Here is a 20675-nt window from a genome sequence, read left to right on the forward strand (position 1 = left end):
TTCTATTCCAAAGAGCGTACTTTGATAACGCCATTTTCTTCAACGATTTCGGTTAGGTATCGTTCTTGACTGACTGCATTCAAATGAGCGATCAGATTGCGACGCGATCGTGCATCTGCAATGATTGGGAGCCCTCGTTTGGTCACCCTATCATTACGTAATTGCAAATTGGTTGCAATCAACTGAAATTGTGGTTCTTGTCCGCTTTTTAAATCAAATGAAACTAAAAAATTTTCTTCAAATTTAGGATCACTATAAAATCCTTGCCAATTTCCATCTGAGTCTTTAACACGATTGCTATGGAGCGTTGATGGCAATTCAGCAGAAGCATAGCCATAAGCTTCATTCATTTCTGAAGGCAAGAGTGATTCACCCGCTTCAAACTCCATCAGCAAACTGCCAAGATTATAAAAAATCGTACCACCATGATAGTTTTGAATTCCCCGAGTAAAATGCGCACCATGTCCAAATACGATATTTGCGCCTGCATCGATCGCAGCTTGAGAAAACTGTTCAATAAATGCAGCAGGATACTCGCTATACCAGTTTTCATTTTCTCCCTCATGAGTATGAAGACTGACAAAAACGAAATCGCTTCTTTTTTTCGCATCTTCAATCGAGGCTAAAATAGCCTGACGATCACTTTCTTTTGCCGTTGTTTCTACGCCCGGCTGCTCTCCTGCAACAAAACTGATGTAGCCTTCAAAAAACGAACCTAGATCTAATTGTTTTCTTGAATCAGCTGCTTTCCATAATTCGATTTTTTTCGCTTCATCCATACTCGCTGAAAAACCGCTGCGTTGACTGATTGCTTCTAATGATTGTAGATCCTTGGGACTGACTACATATTTACGATCCCATCGTAATGGATTCACTCCTGGACGTGCCGGCAATCCATTGGCACTATCAATTGCAGCAAAAACTTCGCTTCGTGTGACATCAATGGTGATAAGAGCGATTCGGCAATCCGCATGATCAATAAATACTGGTTTTCTGGCGTTGTATAAATTCTCAGCAATCCCCAAAGGAATAATGTTGCGTTTCCGACTTTCTTCTAATGTATCTAACATCCCTTGAATCCCAAAATCTCCTGTATGATTATTGGCAAATCCAACATAACGAATATTTAATTTTGTAAACTCATCTAACAATGCTGGACGAACACTTGTTACATATCCTCTACCGGCTGCGGGAGGAGTTGCTAAATTCGGCGTGACAAATTCGGCATTAGTAAAGACTGCATCAGCGGTTTGTAATTTTGCTACTAAAGCCTCATCTATCGTTTGCGTTAGATTTTGACTTGAAAAAAGCGAATCTCCGGTAATTATAAAATTCATGTGTAACCCTCTCTTCTCTTTACGGTTGTTTCAAATCAGCTGTTTTAGGAACGTAATCTCCACCTAGCTGTTCTTGACTGATTTTAGCTAATGTACCATCTTCCACTAATTCCTTAATTCGATCATTGACTGTTTTTTGCAAGGCTGGATCTGCATCTTTTCCTAGCAAGACATAAGCATTGGCATTGGTTCCTTCGCTAGTAAAGGCAACGGTCTTTAAATCTTTAAAGCCATGTTCTTTGATCCCAGCTTCGGCAGAAACTTTAGAAATGATCCGTACATCATATTGTCCAGCTTCGATTTGCTCGAATTGTTTGATAAAATCTACTTCTGAATAGGTGATATTTACTTTATTATCTGGATTTTCTTTATTGTAGTTTTCAAGAATCGTTGCTCCAGAATTTCCCACCTCTGTGACCGCCTTTTTCCCGCCTAAATCACTGATTTCTTTAATAGAGTCATCATCTTTTCTGACAGTGAAAACATTAGGATTTGTAATAATCGGATAAGAGAACGTATATTTGCTACCTCTTTCTTCATTATAAGAAAAGTTATTGACTCCTAGTTGATAACGTCCGCTATCTACACCTGATAAAATCGATTCGAATTCCGTTTTTTCAAATTTCACTTTATAATCAGTTCCCTTGAAAATAGCTTTAACTACTTCCACATCATACCCTGTTAATTGCCCATCCTTTTCATAACTAAATGGTTTGCTGACACCACTCGTTCCGACAACGATCGTTTTTTTTACATCACTCGAATTCGTTGTTGCTGTTTTTTTTGTGTCGCAACCTGTAAGTATCAAAAAACTGGTAAGAGCTACCAAAACCAACGCTATTTTCTTCATATTTTAAACTCCCTTTATTTTCAACTTTTTTATAAATAATTATCAATAATGTATTAATTAAAACTAACAAATTGTTAGAATTGCTTTTTAGTATAGCATTCGGAATCATTACCGAATAATTTATAAATTTTATATCTATCCATCAAAAAAACTTATACATAAATAAAAAAGCAGGCAGAGTCGAAAAATTTTTCAACTCTATCTGCTTTTTATGAAGTCTATCTTTGCTTATTGCTTAGATTTTTGTTTTAGTTACGAGCAACTTACGAAAATTAAAGAAGCTCAAAATGATATTTCCAAACACACAGAGGCTAGTCACTAGAAATACTGACGGATAACCCATTGAATGTGCTACAGTCGACCCTAACATCGGTCCGATAACTTGTCCAAAGTTGTTGAACATTTGATTATAACTAAAGATCCGACTGACTCCTTCTGGTGGGCTGATTTTACTGATCAACGTATTGATCGATGGCATTAGTGCTCCAGTGGAAAAGCCAAGGAAAAAACGCAACACGCCTAATTGAAAAGGTGTTCGAACAAATGCCATTGGAATAAAACAAACGAACGAAAGAATCAAGCCCGCTAATAGTACTTTATGATTCCCGATGCGGTCACCAATTTTTCCTAACGTTGGAGAAGAAATGATTGCTGACACACCCGCCACTGAAACAATCAAGCCGCTAATGAATAGCGTATTACTGCTGGATCCATTTAGGTCTCTGATATATAGCGTCAATATCGGACTGATACTCGTAGCGCCCAATTGCAAAATCAATGAACTAATAAATAGTCCCACTAAAATCGGCATATGATCGATTCGTTGACGCAATTCACTCATGCTGACGATATCAGCTTTCTCGATTGGCTCGAAATCTTCTTTGACCATCAAGATCGTTAAAATTGTACAAATCAATAAAATAATTCCTGTAATAATGAAAACATTTCGTAAACCAAACCACTGCGCCAACATCCCGCCGATCAACGGTCCGATCAAATTTCCGGCGACCGCTCCAGTAGCCAATGTACCTAACGCCCAGCCGCTTTTTTCTTTTGGCGCTTGAGAAGCAATCAACGCTGTTGCATTCGGAATATATCCTGATAATACCCCTGTCATAAAGCGCATGATCAGCAGCCAATAAACATTAGGGACAAAAGCTAATGACCCCATCGTTACTGTCATCCCCGCCGCAGCCCGCACCATCATTAAACGCCGTCCTTTACGATCGGCTAAATTCCCCCATAAAGGAGATACGATTGCGGCGGCAAATGCGGTAACTGAAATCGCCAGTCCCGAAAACAAATCAACCTGTGATTTTGCCGTTCCCAATTGCTCGATATAGACCGGTAAAAACGGCATTACTAAACTGAAACTCGCCCCAGTAAAAAAACACCCAATCCAAGAAATAAATAAATTTCTACGCCAATGGATTTTCATCTTCTATTTTTCACTTCCTAGCCATTAATTAGTTCTATACTATAACAGAACGAAAAAAAAAGAAACGTATCTTCCTCTAGCGTGTATTTAGATATTCATTAATATTCTTATTTTTAAACGCTCTGCAGTTGCGTTTTTTGATGAGTATGCTAGACTTAAACAAATCGAAATAAGGATTTTAGTCGGTGACAACTTTATTACTGAGCCTAAATTTTCTCAATGTTATCTTATTTCGAAATCGTTTCCTTATCTATAGAAGGGAGATCCTATGAAAAAATTAATTGCACTTGATTTAGATGGGACAACATTAAATCCCGAGTCTAAAATTACTGATAAAACGGCTAAAGTATTACGACGCGCAATCGCGGAGGGACACTCTGTTGTCATCGCTACTGGCCGACCATATCGGATGAGTAAGAATTTTTATGAACAATTACAACTAACAACACCTATGATCAATTTCAACGGCGCACTTGTCCACTTGCCAGAGCAATATTGGATTGGTGAACAAGAAACTTCTTTCAATCGAAAAATTGTTTTTGACTTAATGGCGGAAAAGAAAAATTTAAAATTGGATTTTATCGCCGCTGAAAATCGTGAAACTTTCTTCATCGATGATTTAAATTTCTTTGATAAACATTTTTTTGCGAGTGATTTTGCTACTGATGAAAACTTACTAACCATGAATACCTTGCGAACAAATCCAACTTCCGTGTTACTTCGCAGCCAACCTGAAAATGTCGGCAGTGTTTCTGAGGAACTAAAACAGCAATTCGGACATGAAGTAGAAGTGAACACTTGGGGCGGACCTAATCCTATCTTAGAAGTTGTGGCCAAAGGAATCCAAAAAGCACATGGCCTACAACGTGTGATCGAAACACTTGATTTTCAACGTGAAGATATCGTTGCCTTTGGAGATGAACACAATGATGTTGCTATGTTGAAATTTGCCGGTTGGGGTGTAGCGATGGCTAACGGTACAGATCAATTAAAATCGGTAGCCAACGATATTACTGAAAAAACAAATGCTGAAAACGGTATGGCCGACTATTTAGCTAAATATTTAGATTTATAAAAAGCTGAGACACAGAATGCACCATTCTGTATCCCAGCTTTTTTAGTTTACAACTGAATAAGCATCGATCGTTTTTCCCTCTTTATCTTTTAAAACTAGCCAACCATTCGTTCCGGCAAAATAAAGAAAGATTCCCACTTCATTCACACTTTTTAAAATGACATCTTCCACCGTCACATAATTCTTGATTTTATCACCATGATCGGAACGTAATTTTTCCGTCAACCGAGCACTAAAACCCACTGAGCCATCTTTATTCAAAGGGCTTTCTTGTGCTAGAACCGCTCCTGACTTAATCCGCATTTCATTGCGTTTTTGCCAAACAACTTCTGCTTTTGCTCCTTTATAATCAATATAAAAAGGAAGTTCACTTAATGCTTTCGACCAACGATGTTGTGCTTTTGCCGGCTTTGTTTTTATCTTTTCATTCTCATAACCAAAAGTCTTTAGTATCGTAAACAAATCTGTCTGATATTTTTTGGCAACAGCGTATTGGTTACCGGCAACTTTTTGTGGTTCAAATAAGGCTGCAATTTCCAGTCCTTTTTCGGTCCACGTATCGAGCATTACTTGGGCAAGATCTTTTGGCTCTGCTTCCCATCCGAGTTGGATTTCTGCTAGACTGTCCGCTGCATTCAAGCTCTTTTTATCAATTGCATTGTCAAAAGAGACTGCCACTGGCTTCCGCCCATTATAATAGACCAAAAGAGCATTCTCGTTTGCTAGCTTTATATTATCCAATTGCTGATAGAGAATCACTGATCCTTCCTCTTCAAATGAAATCATCGTCTTATTTCGAGTGATTTTCACTGTTAAATCGATCATGACTTTCACCTCTCTTGTTTAATTGCTTGTTGCTTTATTATAGCAAAGCCGATTATTTTTTACGCGATAGTTATCCTAGCAACTTGGATCAATCCAATAATTTTTTGAAGAAAAAATAGTCGCAATGAGCTACCGGTACATCTCTAATTTTGCCAAAAGTTTCAAAGCCATTTTTTTCATAAAATTTAGGTGCTTCAAAAGAAAAAGTCTCTAAATGAATCACTTTGCACTTTTCTCTTTGATTCGTACTTGCATCTCACTTGTATTATTTTCAATAATTTCCATAAATACCTCCACCTACTTTGATAAATGATTTTGCTCTTACTTTCGAGTATAACAAAAAGAGTCCCATTATAAATGAGACTCTTCTTATGATAAAAATTATACAGCACTTTGTTTTTTTGACACTTGAGTGTAAACCAAACCGATTAAGAAACCGATAAATGCTGGTAAAATCCAGCCCATTCCAATCGAGAAAAATGGTAAGTAATTACCGACAAAGGTTAACAATGTGTTGACGAATGGAATATCTAAAATTCCTTGCGGACACGCAGCTAGACCATCAAAAATAGCCGCAATCAATGTGAAGGCCGTCGTTGTTTGATAAACTATTTTGCGATGTTTGAACAATGGACTTAAAATAGCTAATAAAATTAGAGTCATCGCCAAAGGATAAACAAACATTAAAACGGGTAATGAGATTTCAATGATTTTAGTTAACCCGACATTTGCAAACAGGCATGGTAAAACACTTGCGATAATAATAAAGAATTGATAGCTGCGACTCGGAAATAATTCGACAAAAGTTTCCGAAAAAGCAGTAATCAAACCAATTGCCGTTTTTAAACACGCTGAGATCACAATCAGTGCCAACAAGACACTTCCCGAAGTCCCTAGATAATAATTAGAAATTTGGGCCAAAGCAACGCCGCCATTTTCGCTGATAGAAAATTGACCTAAACTCATTACACCAAGATAAGCTAATAACGTATAAATGACCCCCATCAATACGATACTGATAGCACCTGATTTGATGGTATCTTTTGCGATTTGATTTGGTTTTTCTACTCCCATCGATCGGATCGTTGTAACAATAATGATCCCAAAGGCTAAAGAAGCCAACGCGTCTAAAGTATTATATCCTTCTGTAAATCCCTTGATGAATGCATTTGCTTGATAAGCTGGTTGGACTGCAGCTCCACTAACTGAACCCATTGGACGAATAAATCCTAGAAAGAGGACAACTCCTAGTAAAACTAGAAAAATCGGATTTAAAAATTTGCCTACATAATCTAAAATTTTTGTCGGTTTACGTGAAAACAAGAAAGCAACTAAGAAAAATAAGAAGCTGAAAACAGCTAAAAATAAAGTCTGATTATTACCTTTTAAAAATGGAGCGATCCCCACTTCAAAAGAAGTAGTTGCTAAACGAGGTAAAGCAAAAAATGGTCCGATAACAAGATAAATCAAAATAGTAAAAATATAGGCATATGTTCGATTGATTCTTAGTGCTAAATCAAAAACTCCTTTGCTTTGCGAGACACCAATAGCTACCACACCTAAAAAGGGCAAACCTATTCCGGTAACCAAAAAGCCTAAATTGGCTAAGAAAATATGACCTCCTGCTAACTGCCCCATGTTAACTGGAAAAATTAAATTTCCTGCTCCAAAGAACAAGCCAAAGAGCATGGAACCCACGTAAATATACTGCTTCAATGAAAGTTTTTTCTCCATATAATCCCCTACTAACTATAAATTTATGATTTCCTGGTTAATTGTACATAAAAATCTAATCTATGACAAAACTTTTTTCTATTTAAGTATTAATAATAGTTTATTTATTTTAAATCTTTTTGCCTCAACAGTAACTAAAAAAGCTGAAGATCCTTACAAAACTTTTGTAAGGGATCTTCAGCTTTTCAATAGTTAAGATAAAAGGAAGGTACGGGACTTGAACCCGTGCACCACATTACTGCGGCTCGCCGGATTTCGAGTCCGGTGCATTACCACTCTGCCAACCTTCCGCACCATTTATCTTACCTTTTCTGATTGAAATGTCAAGATTTTATAATGAATCTAAAACAGAAGTATCTTCCTCTTCTAACAAATCTTTGGTTGAACGATTGATCAAATGAACGATTTCATCTTGTGTTGGTTCGATGATTCCAGAAGACATCAATGTAGCAATCCCAGTAACAACGATCCAAGTACCTACATGTAACGCATTGATCCGTTTTTCAGATAATTGACTATACTTAGGATGTTCTGTAATTAATTGATGGAAGTAATTGTAAGAAAAGTCATGCATTTTTTTCCCGCCGCCATACTCTTGAACAAATAAAGCATTATATAAATTACTTTGCTCTTTAGCGAAGTAAATATAATTCAATCCTAAATCAACGATTGTATCGCCAGTACGGACTTCTGGGAAAATATCATAATACAAGTGATTACAAATCTCATCTAACAAGGTATTTTTTAAATCGCTCATGTTTTTGAATTCTAAATAGATCGGTTGTGTGCTGATACCCATTTTCTTTGCGATGTTACGCGCAGTAAATCCAGAAAAACCTTCATTTTCAACAACTTCATATGCAGCTTTTAGAATCTGATCTTTTGTATATACTTTTCTTCTCATTTTTATTCCTCCCAGAATGTTATTATTTTTATCGTCATTTTATTTTAATCAAAAAGGGATTAGTTTTGCAACCCCTATAGAGAATGTTATCTAACAAATGAGGCAATTTTTAAATAATTTGTGTATTATGACAAAAAATCCACGGTTTTTAGTGCAAATTTGTACTTTTTTCATTATTGGGCCTCGAATAAGTTTAGTTGATTTTATGGTAAACTCGTTATAATTTTAACTAGTCGTTTGTTTCTTTAAAATCATCGGATTTTATCAAAAATAGAAATTACGTGTTACTTTATTATACTTATTCTAAGTAATTCTGACAAACGTAATTGTTTTTCTTGTCTATTTAGTTTATTTTATCTACTATTGAATACGGAAAGCAAAAAGGAGGTATTTTTGATGGAACAGCAAAATTATTCACAACTTGTGCTGAATACTTGTTTAAAAGCGGGGAAAATCATGATGGAATCTGGCTCTGAGGTTTATCGTGTAGAAGATACAATGAAGCGAATTGCCTTAAATGCGGGGTTAAATGATATCCAGACTTACGTAACTGCTACTGGATTAGTGGTCGGATTTCCTTCAGAGCATACAAGCCAAGTCGCACAAGTAACCCAACAATCCATCAATTTAGAAAAAGTAACAGCTGTCAATTGGGGCTCAAGACAATTTGCAGACGGTGAACTTTCATTACCTGACTTCTATCATTACTTGATCGAAGTAGATCAAGATACGCCGGACTTTCCTTATTTATGGAAAATCGTTGCTGCCGGAATTGTCAGCAGTACTTTGATGATCATTTTAAATGGGACGTGGTTCGATTTCATTCCAACATTTATAATTGGAATAATTGGCTTCTCTGTTCATACTCTTTTTGGTAAAAAATTAAAAATGAGTTTTTTAAATGATTTTATGGCAGCTTTAGTCATCGGCCTTTTGGCAATACTCGCGGTTTCTAATTCCTTTGCCAAAGATGTCAATAGCTTGATTATTGGTTCGATTATGCCCCTAGTTCCAGGATTAGCCATCACGAATGCATTTCGTGATATTATGGCAGGTCATCTCCTTAGTGGTGTTGCTCGTGGAACCGAAGCTTTATTTATTGCGGGAGCCATCGGCGGCGGCATCATTGTAGCGTTTAATTTCTTTTAGGAGGATAGGTTCTATGACATTTATAGTAAATTTCTTGTTCAGTATGTTTAGTACGATCGCTTTTAGCGTGATCACCAATATTCCTCGCCGCGCGTTTTTATCGTGTGGTTTGACCGGAGCAGCTGGTTGGATGACCTTTTGGATCTTACAAACGCATTTCCATCAAAATATTGGTACCGCCAATTTCTTAGGTGCTTTAATGATTGGATTGATCAGTATATTATTCTCTCGTAAAATGCAGATGCCCGTCATTGTTTTTAATGTTCCTAGTCTTGTCCCTTTGGTTCCCGGTGGACCGGCTTATATGGCTGTTCGTTTTATGATGAATCAACAATTTACGGAATCAATGGAAAAAGTCGTCGTTGTTTTAGTCACTTCTGGCGCGATTGCTTTAGGCTTTATGTTTACGAACTTGATTGAACGCGCTCTGAAGCGAACACGCTCAAGTTTCCAACCAAAATAATCTAAAAATAGTTTAAGATTGATTTGATTTTAGAAAATTCCGTCTTTAGACCTATGCCATTTTTTCTTTTATCCTTTATACTTCATTTAGAAAGAAAAGGAGTTGACTGCGATGAGTGTCGTGCAATCTAGAAGATTATTAAATATTGTTTCTTTGATGGGAATAGCCGTCTCAATAAGTTTGACTATTTACTTCTATCATTTAGGAGTCTTTAAAGATGTTAATTCACTCCAGCAGCTTGTCGGCAGTTCACCAATTGCAGGCCCTTTGATTTTTATCTTGATCCAAATCATTCAAGTGGTGATTCCGATCATTCCTGGTGGTATTAGTTTAGCTGCCGGTGTATTGATTTTCGGCCCATACTGGGGTTTTGCTTATAATTATTTAGGTATTTGTATCGGTTCATTGATCTTATTTTTGCTAGGTCGCCACTACGGCAAGCCCTTGATTACTCACTTAGTTAGTGATAAGGTTTATCAAAAGTATAATCATTGGCTGGATGACCAATCTCGTTTTGAAAAAATGTTTGCCTTAGCGATCTTTTTGCCCGTTGCACCAGACGACGCTCTTTGTTTGATGGCTAGTTTGACAAATATTTCTTTTAAAAAATATAGTGCTATCATCTTTTTAGCAAAACCAGCATCGATTTTTCTTTATAGTTGGGCTTTGTTACAAGGCGGCAGCTTCTTATCTCACCTACTCGTCCACTAATCAGTGGGCTTTTTTTATGTCTCAAATTGTTTATAGGAGGTTTCATGTCAACTGTACGTATTCATTTTTCTACTTTTCTCTATTCGGACCTAGCTATTTTTTTTAGTTTAGCTTTTTTTAACCAAAGTTTGTATTTACTTTATCAACATGCTTTTAAATACAATAAGTTTTTCTGGTTATATTATTTAGGGCTGCCTGTTTTGATTGGCTTATCCGCTGTTGTCTTTACTTATTTACAATCTAGGAATCAAACACTTCGACACCCTTTTTCGTTAAAAGCTTTTGGACTACGTATCTTAATTATTGTTTTTCTATCGCCTATTTTATACTGGCGTTTTTATCAACTCTTTTTAATCTGGCGGCCTTTACCAGCCGAATGGTTATCTTTTATTTTCCTTTATCGTTGGAAAATTCTTCCGATCGTTATGATTTTGTATTTTGGACTGTTATATCTTGTTTACCGTTTGATTTTAGCAGCACTTTTTATTCAAGACGGTGCTACTTTAAAGACAGCTTTATTATTAAGCTGGAAAAAGACGATGCAACCCGTAAGACACCAGTTATTACAATTTTTCGTTATCCCAGTCTCTATTCTAGTAAGTCCTATTTTGTTGAAACTATTTTTTATTGCTTTATCTCAATTATTGCATAACAATATTAGTGCTATTTTATTCTTGACTGCTTATCTCCTATTAAAAAATGGGATTCAGCTAGTATTTTTATTTTATTTAGCTTCTATTGGAAATAACTCTATCAAATTGATACAGTTAAAATTTACGCATCTAAGTGTCCTTTTTTCTTTTCTGATTTGCTGCGGATGTTATTCTGTTTCTTCTTATCAGTTACTGGATCAACACAATGACACACAAGCATTGGCCATTTCTCATCGTGGTGTTTCTGCAGATAATGCGCTGCAAAACTCACTGACAGCTCTGAAAAAAACGCATGCTGAAGAACAACCAGACTTTATCGAGATGGACATTCAAGAAACCTCCGATCATCATTTAGTAGTGATGCATGATGAAAATCTAAAAAAACTAGCGAACATCGATGCTCGTATCGACGAACTGTCTTGGGATGAGTTGAAACATCTGACGTTAAAAGAAAATGGCTATCAAGAATCTATTCCTTTATTCTCAGATTATTTAAAAACCGCTAATGAGATCCAGCAAAAATTATTGATCGAACTAAAAGTCTCAGCTAAAACTAAAAATACTATCGTCCAACAATTACTCCCTTTACGTTCTCAGCTTGAACAACATCAATTTCAAAGCATGGATCTTGAAACAGCTGAGAAAATCAAACAAGCCTTCCCAAAACAGCAGGTAGGCTATATTTTACCATTTGATTTATTAGGCAGTCCGCGTAACTCATTAGACTTTATTGCCATCGAGTCACGTACGGCATCTAACACGCTCATCCAGGCGCTTGAGCAGCAACAAAAGAATGTTTATGTCTGGCCAGTGAACTCAGCAATCACTGCCTCAGCTTTTCGCTTGTATAACGCTAATGGTTTAATCAGTGATGATTTATCTTCTCTAAATAAAAAAAATACTTCGCTAACAAATAAACTTGTTTCTATCCTTTTATTGAATTAAAAAGCCTCAGGCCTAATATTCGGTCTGAGGCTTTTTAGACATCCAAATAAAGAAATACTTCACATGCTTTTATAAAAAATCAGGCAGTACATTCAACTTGGATACAAGCAGAAATATCTTCATATTTAACAAGCAACCGATTTTGTAACTCAATGATCGCTGCACGATCTGTCGGCTCGCAATCAACCACATTGATCAATACGGTGTTATTGTACAGCTGCTCAACCACTCCTGTCACTTCTTTTTCGATTCCAATTGCTTTGCATTCATATGTAAGTCCAATTTCAACATTATCCATAATAGATCCCCCTTAATTTCTTCGTTTTTATAATAACACAATAATAAAAAAATGAAAACGTTTTGTGTGAGTTTTTTTGCTTTAAAATCAAGGATTTAATTTATAATTTTCTGACAATTCAGAAACGATAAATAAACAAACAATTGTTATTTTTAATTATTTATTCATATTAAATTTATGAAAAACCAATTCTTTAATTATATCGTTTTTTCACTTTCTTATCGTAAACAGAAACGTATTTTTATTCATTCTACTTTTGTAAGTACTCCTATATTTTTTATAAAATAATGACTACTAACAGCTAATATGTGAAATAAAACACTAAAATAATTAAGAGAATTTTTATATTTTACGATCTTTTTTCTAAATAACAATGAATTAACCTTTTAAAAATTAGTACCTAAATTAATTTATAAAACAAAAAAAGCGCTCAGATGAGCGCTTTTTAGTATCGATTATAGACGATCGTTTAATTCTTTAGCTAAGTCTTCAAATCCTGGTTTGCCAAGCAAAGCAAACATATTTTTCTTGTATGCTTCAACACCTGGTTGGTTGAAAGGATTTACGCCTAATAAGTATCCTGAGATACCTACAGCGATTTCGAAGAAGTACATCGCATAACCCAAAGTATAAGCATCCATTGTAGGAATGTTTAATACAAAGTTAGGTACGCCTCCATCAGTATGAGCTAATAATGTACCTTGGTAAGCTTTAGAGTTTACGAAGTCTACATCTTTACCTTCTAAGTAGCCTAATCCATCTAAGTCAGATGATTGAGCTGGAATTCCAACTGATTTGCGAGGTTTTTCAACTTTCACGATTGTTTCAAAAATGTTGCGGCGACCTTCTTGGATGTATTGTCCAAATGAATGTAAGTCAGTTGAGAAGTTAGCACTTGATGGGTAGATACCTTTCAAGTCTTTACCTTCTGATTCGCCGTATAATTGTTTCCACCATTCGTTGAAGTATTGCATACCTGGTTCATAGTTGACCAAAATTTCAGTCACTTTACCTTTACGGTATAAAATATTACGTAGAGCAGCGTATTGGTAAGCTTCATTTTCATCTAAATTATCGCTTGAATAAGCTTCACGAGCATCTGCTGCACCTTGCATCAAGGCATCGATATCTGCTCCACTAACTGCGATAGGCAATAGACCTACTGCTGTAAGAACTGAAAAACGTCCGCCAATATCATCAGGAATCACGAATGTTTCCCAACCTGCTGCGTCTGCTTCAACTTTAACCGCTCCACGAGCTTTATCAGTTGTAGCATAGATACGTTTGTTTGCTTCTTCTTCACCATATTTATTGATCAATAATTCTTTGAAGACGCGGAATGCGATTGCTGGTTCTGTTGTTGTACCTGATTTAGAGATTACGTTAACAGAGAAATCACGGTCGCCGATAACTTCGATCAAGTCAGCAATGTATGTTGAGCTGATTGAGTTTCCTGCAAAGAATACTTGTGGTGCTTTACGATCTTCTTTGTCCAATACATTGAAGAAACTTTGGTGTAAGAATTCGATTGCTGCACGAGCACCAAGGTATGAACCACCGATCCCGATAACTACTAATACTTCAGAATCAGATTGAATTTTTTCAGCTGCTTTTTTAATGCGAGCAAATTCATCTTTATCATAATCAACTGGTAGGTCGATCCATCCGCGGAAGTCGTTTCCTGCGCCAGTTCCTTCGTGTAATTCTTTGTGAGCTAGAGCTACTTCAGATTTGATGTAGTCCATTTCATGTTCGCTCACGAATGGTGCTACTTTCGAATAATCGAAATGAATGTGTGCCATTGTTTTTCCTCCTTGAAAGTCACTTCATACAACCTATACTTTACGTTTCTTTTACAAATTTTTCAAGTTAGAACATAAAAAAAATTAAACTAATCCTTGGTCAAGCATTGCTGCAGCAACTTTTTCGAACCCAGCAATATTTGCGCCAGCGGCAAAATTATCTTTTTCAGCATATTTTTCAGCGGTATCCCGACAAGTTTCATAGATATTTTTCATGATATCATCTAATTTTCCATCTACTTCTTCTTTCGTCCAAGACAAACGTTGTGAGTTTTGGCTCATTTCTAATGCCGAGACAGCTACGCCGCCGGCATTGGCTGCTTTACCAGGCCCATACAATACGCCTTTTTCATGATAAAGATGGATTGCTTCTTTTGTACTAGGCATGTTCGCACCTTCAGCTACGATTTTTATACCATTATTGACTAAAATTTCGGCTTTATTTTGATCAATTTCATTTTGAGTTGCACATGGCAATGCAATATCGGCAGCTTGTTCAAGTTCCCATACAGAACCTTCATGGTATTCTGCTGATGGACGTTCTTTCGCATATTCAGTTAAACGAGCCCGTCGAACTTCTTTGATATCTTTCAATAAAGCTAAATCGATCCCTTCTTTGTCATAGATATAACCATTTGAGTCTGAACAAGTAATTGCTGTCGCTCCTAATGCTTGGGCTTTTTCAATTGCATAGATAGCAACATTTCCGCTACCCGATACTAAAACTTTTTTACCCTCAAAAGAATCTTTACGATCTTCCAATAAATGTTTAACGAAATAGACTGCACCGTACCCAGTTGCTTCTGTACGACCTAAGCTTCCATTAAAGCCCAACGGTTTTCCTGTTAAAACACCGGCATCGTATTCCCGTAATCGTTTGTATTGGCCGAATAAGAAGCCGATTTCTCGACCACCAACACCAATATCACCAGCAGGCACATCTAAATTTGGACCGATGTGTTTTGATAGTTCAGTCATGAAACTTTGACAAAAGCGCATGATCTCTGAATCTGATTTTTCTTTGGGATCAAAATCAGAACCACCCTTGCCGCCGCCGATCGGTAATCCAGTCAGACTATTTTTAAAGATCTGTTCGAAACCTAAAAATTTCAAAATGCTTAAATTCACACTTGGGTGGAAACGCAATCCACCTTTATAAGGACCGATTGCCGAATTAAATTGTACTCGGTAACCGCGATTTACTTGCCAATTGCCATTATCATCTTGCCAAGGTACACGAAATTGGAATAATCGCTCAGGTTCAATAAGAATCCCTAGGATATTTTTTTCGACATACTCTGGATGTTCTTCTAGAAAAGGAATGATTGTTGGTAAAAATTCATCCACCGCTTGTAAAAATTCTTCTTGATTCGGATCTTTAGCCACTAGCTCTTTTTGAATCTGCTCAACATATTTTTGTACTTCCATCAAATTCCTCCTCACATTTTGTACTCATAGTTTACATCATTTTCTAATAGAAGGGAAAAATTATTCATGCTAAACTTCAATTTGTAAGCTAATTGTTCGTAATTCCGCTTAAGATATTTAAAATGTAAGAAGAAATCTATTTATGAATGAGGTATTTATTATGACAAAAAAATTTGACGTGATCGTTATTGGCGGCGGACCTTCAGGGATGATGGCTGCCATCACGGCCGCAATGAACGGTGCACAAGTTGCGCTATTTGAAAAAAACAAACGCTTAGGAAAAAAATTATTGATGACTGGCGGTGGTCGTTGCAACGTCACTAACAACCGACCAGTGGATGATCTTATTTTTCACATCCCAGGAAATGGCCGCTTTTTATATAGCACATTTTCACAATTTGACAATCAGGATGTCATGAATTTCTTTAGCGAACGCGGTGTCGCATTGAAAGAAGAAGACCATGGGCGTATCTTTCCTGTCTCAGATAAATCAGCAACGATCGTTAATACATTAAAAACTGAACTTGAAACCTTGAATGTCGCTTTGCATTTTAAAGAACCGGTTGAAAAAATTATTACTGATGGGGCAACGATCCAAGGTATCCGCACTTCCGAGGGAGATTATTCGGCTAAAAGTGTGGTGATCACTACTGGTGGGATCACTTATCCTTCTACTGGATCTCAAGGTGATGGTTATCGCTTTGCAAAAAGTGTGGGTCACCATGTCACTCCTTTATATCCGACGGAGTCTCCAATCTTTTTAACAGATGATTTCGTTGCAGCTAAAACGTTACAAGGACTTTCTCTCCAAGATGTGACTCTAGCTGTCGTCGATGAAAAAAATAAAACCCTCGCAAGTCATGAAATGGATTTATTGTTCACTCACTTCGGTATTTCCGGTCCTGCTGCATTACGCTGTTCAAGTTTTGTCAATCAATTATTACGCAAACAAGAGACAGTTACTTTGACCCTAGATTGTTTTCCTAGCCAATCACAACAGGAGTTACTAGAAACCATCGACGAACAGCTAAATGATTCTACAAAACAATTGAAAAATGCATTGAGTGGTTTGTTGCCTGAACGATTGTTGCTCTTCTTCTTAGATCAAGTCGGTATCAGCGATTTAACTTATGCCCAAACATCCAAAGAACAACTAGCGGCTTTTGTCGCCTATTGTAAAAACTGGAAAATGACTGCCAATAAAACCTTTGGGTTAGAAAAATCATTTGTGACTGGCGGCGGTGTCGAGCTAAAGGAAGTCAATCCAAAAGATTTATCTAGCAAAAAAATCCCCGGCTTATTTTTCGCCGGGGAAGTCCTTGATGTAAATGGTTATACAGGCGGTTATAATATTACCACCGCTTTTTGTACCGGAAACGTTGCAGGTACTAATGCTGCTTACCATGCATTCGCCTAATTCGTAAGCTCTATAAATTGTCCTCGAGTCAATTCAACTATGGCATCGGGGGCAATTTCCATTTGGAGCCCTCTTTTTCCTGCAGAAATAGCAATCCGCTCAAAATTTTGAGCTGATGCATCCACAAAGGTCGGAAATAATTTTTTCATCCCGATCGGTGAACAACCGCCTCGGATATATCCGGTCGTCGTTTCTAAGTCTCTGAGATGCAACATTTCCACTTTTTTATTGCCACTAGCTTTTGCTATTTTTTTCAAATCTAACTCATGATCACTAGGGATGACAGCAACGACTGGTCCTGTCTTATTTCCTACTGCCACAAGTGTTTTAAAAATACGGGCAGGTTCAATCATTACTTGTTCAGAGACATGGCCTGCACCTAAATCTTCTTCGCTCCAAGCATACTCATGTTCCACATAAGGAATTTTTTTTTGTTCCACTAACCGAATCGCGTTGGTCTTCTGTATCTTCTTCTTTGCCAAGCTGCTCCCTCACTTCATTACTGTTTTCTAAAGTCTAGCAAAAAAAAGCCTGTGAAACAAATGATCGTTTTATTTGGTCTTTTAAATCAAAAAGTCTACACTAAAATCAGTAAAGAAAGGAAGTCAACATCATGAAAAGAATCTCAAGAGGAAAGTTCGAAAAAATGCAAAAATTGTCAAATGACCATGGGGTCATTGCCGCGTTAGCGATCGATCAAAGAGGCTCTATGAAAAAAATGATGCAAACAGCCGTCGGCGAAGACCGATTTTCAATGGATCAAGTCTACGAATTTAAGGAATTAGTTTCGCAAGAATTAACCAAGCATGTCAGTGCTATCTTGCTAGATGAACAATATGGTTTTAAAGGAATTGCCGCAAAAGATCAAACGTGCGGATTGATTTTATCCTATGAAAAAACAGGTTACGACGCCAATACACCTGGACGCTTACCCGAATTGCTACCAAATGAATCCCTCGATCGTTTGATTGCCAAAGGTGCCGATGCAGCAAAAGTATTGGTCTATTACAACCCGGATGATCCAAAAGAAATTTTAGAAGACAAACATGCTTTCCTAGAACGATTGGGAACAGAAGCCTTAGCTGCAGACATCCCGGTTTTTGTGGAACCTATTGTGTACGATAATGAGATCACAGATGATCATTCGCCAGAATTTGCCGCTATCAAACCGCAAAAAGTCATCGATACGATCAAAGAATTTACGAAAGATAAATACCATATCGATGTATTAAAAGTTGAAGTCCCAGTCTTATTCAATTATGTAGAGGGTTATAATCATGCAGGTGAACCTGTCGTTTATACTTTAGAAGAAGCCGCTGCTTACTTCAAAGCGGCCGGCGAAGAAGCTACCCGCCCATTTATTTATTTAAGTGCTGGTGTTCCAGCAGACATATTCCGTGATGAGTTAAAATTCGCTGGCGAGCATGGAGCCAATTATTGCGGTATCCTTGGCGGTCGTGCTACTTGGCGTGATGGCGTTCAAGTGTACGCTGATAAAGGAAAAAAGGGATTGATTGACTGGTTAGATACAAAAGGCCGTGAAAATATCGAGGAACTAAATGCGATTTTAGATCAATATGCAAAACCTTGGTATGCTATTTATGGCGGACTTGATAATATCGAAGTATTTGATATCGACGTGATGGAATAAAAAAAGATGGCACAGAAGTTTATACCGCTTCTATGCCATCTTTTTATCTTAATTCATTAATAATCAAATTTAATTTCTCAGCTTCAATCTGAGCATCTGGATAGACATTTCCTTTTAGACAACCATATGCCATACAAGAACCATCTAAAGATCCACAAACTTGTGATGTCTTGCCGATTCTTCCTAATGAGACTGAGATGACTGGCAACGTAACAAATGTCTGAGCTTTCATCACGATCCCCATTTGACGTAAGACATCGGCTTCATTTTCTGGCTGTAAAACGATTTTAGCAATATCAGCACCTAAATGTTCCATCAGATTTAAGCGGAATAGGATGACTGCATCTTCTGGTGTTTCATCAAAATTGTAATAACTTAAAATGACCCGCACATCTAAAGCTTGTAGCCATTTGATAAATGTTACAGATAGCTGATCGATGACCGAAACTTCGACATCAGCGAGATCGATTGCTCGAGTTGAGACGGCAAATTCATTTACATGTCGATATTGATTTAAATTGATCTCAAGCTGTCCGCCCGATTCTTTTGTTCGTAAATTGAAAATCAAAGGAATGTTCCTGATTTCATCACGCAACGCTAGCAACGTGGTATTCAATTTGTCATCATCTAAAATATCGTCATAATAATCTGCGCGCCATTCGATTACTTCGGCATACTTTTTTGCTTCCGTTGCCTGTTCGATGATCTCATCAAAAGTTCTACCGGTCAGCGGTACACAAACTTTAGGTTTTCCTGCATCGAAACGGGTCTCTCTCACTTGAATATCCATCATATACAGCCACTCATTTCCTTTATTTTTTTATCTCATAAAACAATACTTTCAAATAATTGCTTTCTTCAAAATCACTAGCTGGAAAATCTGCCGGCAAGCGATATGTTTCGACTAATCGATAGCGAACGTGTTTATTTTCCAATGCAGCTTCAATCGATTGTTGGAATTTCTTAACTGGTAGATTTGCGGCATTAGTCGACGCAATGATCGTGCCCTCATTAGTTAAAATCTCAACACTATCTTCGATCAAACGACCATAGTCTTTCGCAACAGAGAACGTTTTTTTCTTATTCCGAGCAAAACTTGGCGGATCTAAAATGATCAAATCGTAATTAAAGCCTTTTCTTTTAGCATAACGGAAGTATTCAAAAGTATCCATAACAACGATTTTTTGTTGATCTAACGGCAATCCATTCACTTGGAATTGTTCTTGTGTTTTTGGCAGACTGCGCTGCGCTAAATCTACACTTGTTGTTTCTGCGGCCCCACCGTATGCAGCAGCAACAGAAAAAGCTCCCGTGTAGCTGAACATATTCAAAACTGTCTTACCAGCGGCCAGCCCTTCAGTCAATCTTCCACGAACTTCTTTTTGATCTAAGAAGATTCCCGTCATATAGCCTTCATCTAAGTATACAGCATATGAAACACCATTTTCTAGCACAAGCAATGGTTCTTGCGGCTTTTCTCCTGCCAACCATTGGCTCTCTTTTTGGTCACTCTTAAAACGAATTTTTTCGACTGTTCCTTTAGCTTGTGGAAAAGCTGCTAATAAACTATTGACGACACTGTCTTTCAAATGATAAATCGTTTCGTTATACCATGAAATAACTAAATAGTCTGCATAATAGTCAACAGTCACTCCACCTAGACCATCGCCTTCTCCATTGAAGAGACGAAACGCAGTGGTTGATTCATCAACAAAAAAAGGTTGGCGTTTTTGAATCGCTTGGTCAAATTTTTCAATCAAAAATTCATCATCGATTGATCGATTCGATTGATCAATCACCCAACCGAAGCCTTTGTTTTGTTTTCCTAGATAGCCGGTCGCTACATATTGCTGTTTATTATCAACGAAGGTCACCCATTCCATCGGAACAGTGGCTAATTTTTTCTTTAAATCCTCTACTTGAATCAAAGGGTTTCCTTGTCTGATCCGTTTGACTCCGTAGTTATTTAATTCTATTTTCACATTCATCCCTGCT

19 protein-coding genes and 1 tRNA gene are annotated in these 20675 nt (G+C 37.1%); 7 read left to right on the top strand and 13 right to left on the bottom strand.

Features of this window, described 5'->3' with window-relative positions:
* Nucleotides 1–2: 2 nt before the first annotated feature.
* From ACKTSC_RS11015 to ACKTSC_RS11025, 3 genes are all read right to left on the bottom strand, one after another.
* The gene (locus ACKTSC_RS11015) at nt 3–1337 is read right to left on the bottom strand and encodes a CapA family protein (protein ID WP_407857613.1); all 1335 of its coding nucleotides are present in this window, start codon (nt 1335–1337) and stop codon (nt 3–5) included.
* A 19-nt stretch (nt 1338–1356) separates the two neighbouring features.
* Nucleotides 1357–2187 carry a transporter substrate-binding domain-containing protein gene (locus ACKTSC_RS11020; RefSeq protein WP_407857614.1) on the bottom strand — a complete coding sequence of 277 codons (831 nt, stop codon included), beginning with the start codon at nt 2185–2187 and terminating at the stop codon, nt 1357–1359.
* Nucleotides 2188–2422: 235 nt separating this feature from the next.
* A complete protein-coding gene (locus ACKTSC_RS11025; RefSeq protein ID WP_332581494.1) occupies nt 2423–3625 on the bottom strand; it encodes a multidrug efflux MFS transporter in 1203 nt (400 codons plus the stop codon).
* Nucleotides 3626–3893: 268 nt separating this feature from the next.
* Here ACKTSC_RS11025 and ACKTSC_RS11030 point away from each other — a divergent pair, with 268 nt between their 5' ends.
* On the top strand, nt 3894–4700 hold the full coding sequence (locus tag ACKTSC_RS11030) for a Cof-type HAD-IIB family hydrolase (RefSeq protein WP_407857615.1): 807 nt from the start codon (nt 3894–3896) through the stop codon (nt 4698–4700).
* Nucleotides 4701–4742: 42 nt separating this feature from the next.
* On the opposite strand, the gene ACKTSC_RS11035 is transcribed toward ACKTSC_RS11030, so the two are convergent.
* The 4 genes from ACKTSC_RS11035 to ACKTSC_RS11050 form a co-directional block, all read right to left on the bottom strand.
* Nucleotides 4743–5525 (bottom strand): hypothetical protein, encoded by a 783-nt coding sequence (locus tag ACKTSC_RS11035; RefSeq protein ID WP_407857616.1) that lies wholly within the window; start codon nt 5523–5525, stop codon nt 4743–4745.
* Nucleotides 5526–5906: 381 nt separating this feature from the next.
* On the bottom strand, nt 5907–7259 hold the full coding sequence (gene brnQ / locus ACKTSC_RS11040; protein ID WP_332581497.1) for a branched-chain amino acid transport system II carrier protein: 1353 nt from the start codon (nt 7257–7259) through the stop codon (nt 5907–5909).
* A 202-nt stretch (nt 7260–7461) separates the two neighbouring features.
* A tRNA-Ser gene (locus ACKTSC_RS11045) sits at nt 7462–7549 on the bottom strand.
* 41 nt (nt 7550–7590) lie between these two features.
* A complete protein-coding gene (locus tag ACKTSC_RS11050; protein ID WP_332581498.1) occupies nt 7591–8163 on the bottom strand; it encodes a TetR/AcrR family transcriptional regulator in 573 nt (190 codons plus the stop codon).
* A gap of 396 nt (nt 8164–8559) precedes the next feature.
* Here ACKTSC_RS11050 and ACKTSC_RS11055 point away from each other — a divergent pair, with 396 nt between their 5' ends.
* From ACKTSC_RS11055 to ACKTSC_RS11070, 4 genes are all read left to right on the top strand, one after another.
* Nucleotides 8560–9312 (top strand): threonine/serine exporter family protein, encoded by a 753-nt coding sequence (locus ACKTSC_RS11055; RefSeq protein WP_407856361.1) that lies wholly within the window; start codon nt 8560–8562, stop codon nt 9310–9312.
* A gap of 13 nt (nt 9313–9325) precedes the next feature.
* Nucleotides 9326–9775, top strand: a complete 450-nt coding sequence (locus ACKTSC_RS11060) for a threonine/serine exporter family protein (protein WP_332581500.1) — start codon at nt 9326–9328, stop codon at nt 9773–9775.
* 111 nt (nt 9776–9886) lie between these two features.
* On the top strand, nt 9887–10486 hold the full coding sequence (locus ACKTSC_RS11065; protein WP_407856362.1) for a TVP38/TMEM64 family protein: 600 nt from the start codon (nt 9887–9889) through the stop codon (nt 10484–10486).
* A gap of 44 nt (nt 10487–10530) precedes the next feature.
* Nucleotides 10531–12084, top strand: coding sequence for a glycerophosphodiester phosphodiesterase family protein (locus tag ACKTSC_RS11070; protein WP_407856364.1), 1554 nt, complete (start codon nt 10531–10533; stop codon nt 12082–12084).
* 79 nt (nt 12085–12163) lie between these two features.
* Here ACKTSC_RS11070 and ACKTSC_RS11075 read toward each other — a convergent pair whose 3' ends face one another.
* The 3 genes from ACKTSC_RS11075 to gdhA all read right to left on the bottom strand — a co-directional run bounded on the left by ACKTSC_RS11075 (nt 12164) and on the right by gdhA (nt 15612).
* Nucleotides 12164–12382: a hypothetical protein gene (locus tag ACKTSC_RS11075; RefSeq protein ID WP_332581503.1), complete on the bottom strand. Its 219-nt coding sequence runs from the start codon at nt 12380–12382 to the stop codon at nt 12164–12166.
* 455 nt (nt 12383–12837) lie between these two features.
* Nucleotides 12838–14184: a glucose-6-phosphate isomerase gene (locus ACKTSC_RS11080; RefSeq protein ID WP_332581515.1), complete on the bottom strand. Its 1347-nt coding sequence runs from the start codon at nt 14182–14184 to the stop codon at nt 12838–12840.
* 84 nt (nt 14185–14268) lie between these two features.
* Nucleotides 14269–15612 (bottom strand): NADP-specific glutamate dehydrogenase, encoded by a 1344-nt coding sequence (gene gdhA, locus ACKTSC_RS11085; protein ID WP_407857617.1) that lies wholly within the window; start codon nt 15610–15612, stop codon nt 14269–14271.
* Nucleotides 15613–15772: 160 nt separating this feature from the next.
* Here gdhA and ACKTSC_RS11090 point away from each other — a divergent pair, with 160 nt between their 5' ends.
* Nucleotides 15773–17029 carry a BaiN/RdsA family NAD(P)/FAD-dependent oxidoreductase gene (locus ACKTSC_RS11090; protein WP_407857618.1) on the top strand — a complete coding sequence of 419 codons (1257 nt, stop codon included), beginning with the start codon at nt 15773–15775 and terminating at the stop codon, nt 17027–17029.
* Here the strand turns inward: ACKTSC_RS11090 and ybaK are convergent.
* Nucleotides 17026–17511 carry a Cys-tRNA(Pro) deacylase gene (gene ybaK / locus ACKTSC_RS11095; protein WP_332581512.1) on the bottom strand — a complete coding sequence of 162 codons (486 nt, stop codon included), beginning with the start codon at nt 17509–17511 and terminating at the stop codon, nt 17026–17028. The genes ACKTSC_RS11090 and ybaK overlap by 4 nt on opposite strands.
* Nucleotides 17512–17642: 131 nt before the next feature.
* On the opposite strand from ybaK, the gene ACKTSC_RS11100 reads away from it, so the two are divergent.
* On the top strand, nt 17643–18680 hold the full coding sequence (locus ACKTSC_RS11100; RefSeq protein WP_407855563.1) for a tagatose 1,6-diphosphate aldolase: 1038 nt from the start codon (nt 17643–17645) through the stop codon (nt 18678–18680).
* A gap of 43 nt (nt 18681–18723) precedes the next feature.
* Here the strand turns inward: ACKTSC_RS11100 and ACKTSC_RS11105 are convergent, their stop codons facing one another.
* Both ACKTSC_RS11105 and ACKTSC_RS11110 read right to left on the bottom strand, forming a co-directional pair.
* Nucleotides 18724–19473, bottom strand: a complete 750-nt coding sequence (locus tag ACKTSC_RS11105; protein ID WP_407855564.1) for a type I 3-dehydroquinate dehydratase — start codon at nt 19471–19473, stop codon at nt 18724–18726.
* A 19-nt stretch (nt 19474–19492) separates the two neighbouring features.
* Complete coding sequence (locus ACKTSC_RS11110) at nt 19493–20662, bottom strand: class I SAM-dependent rRNA methyltransferase (RefSeq protein WP_407855565.1); 1170 nt, start codon at nt 20660–20662, stop codon at nt 19493–19495.
* Nucleotides 20663–20675: the final 13 nt, after the last annotated feature.

The organism is Enterococcus hailinensis, from assembly GCF_045862035.1.
In the GTDB taxonomy this organism is placed as follows: Bacteria; Bacillota; Bacilli; order Lactobacillales; family Enterococcaceae; genus Enterococcus_A; species Enterococcus_A hailinensis.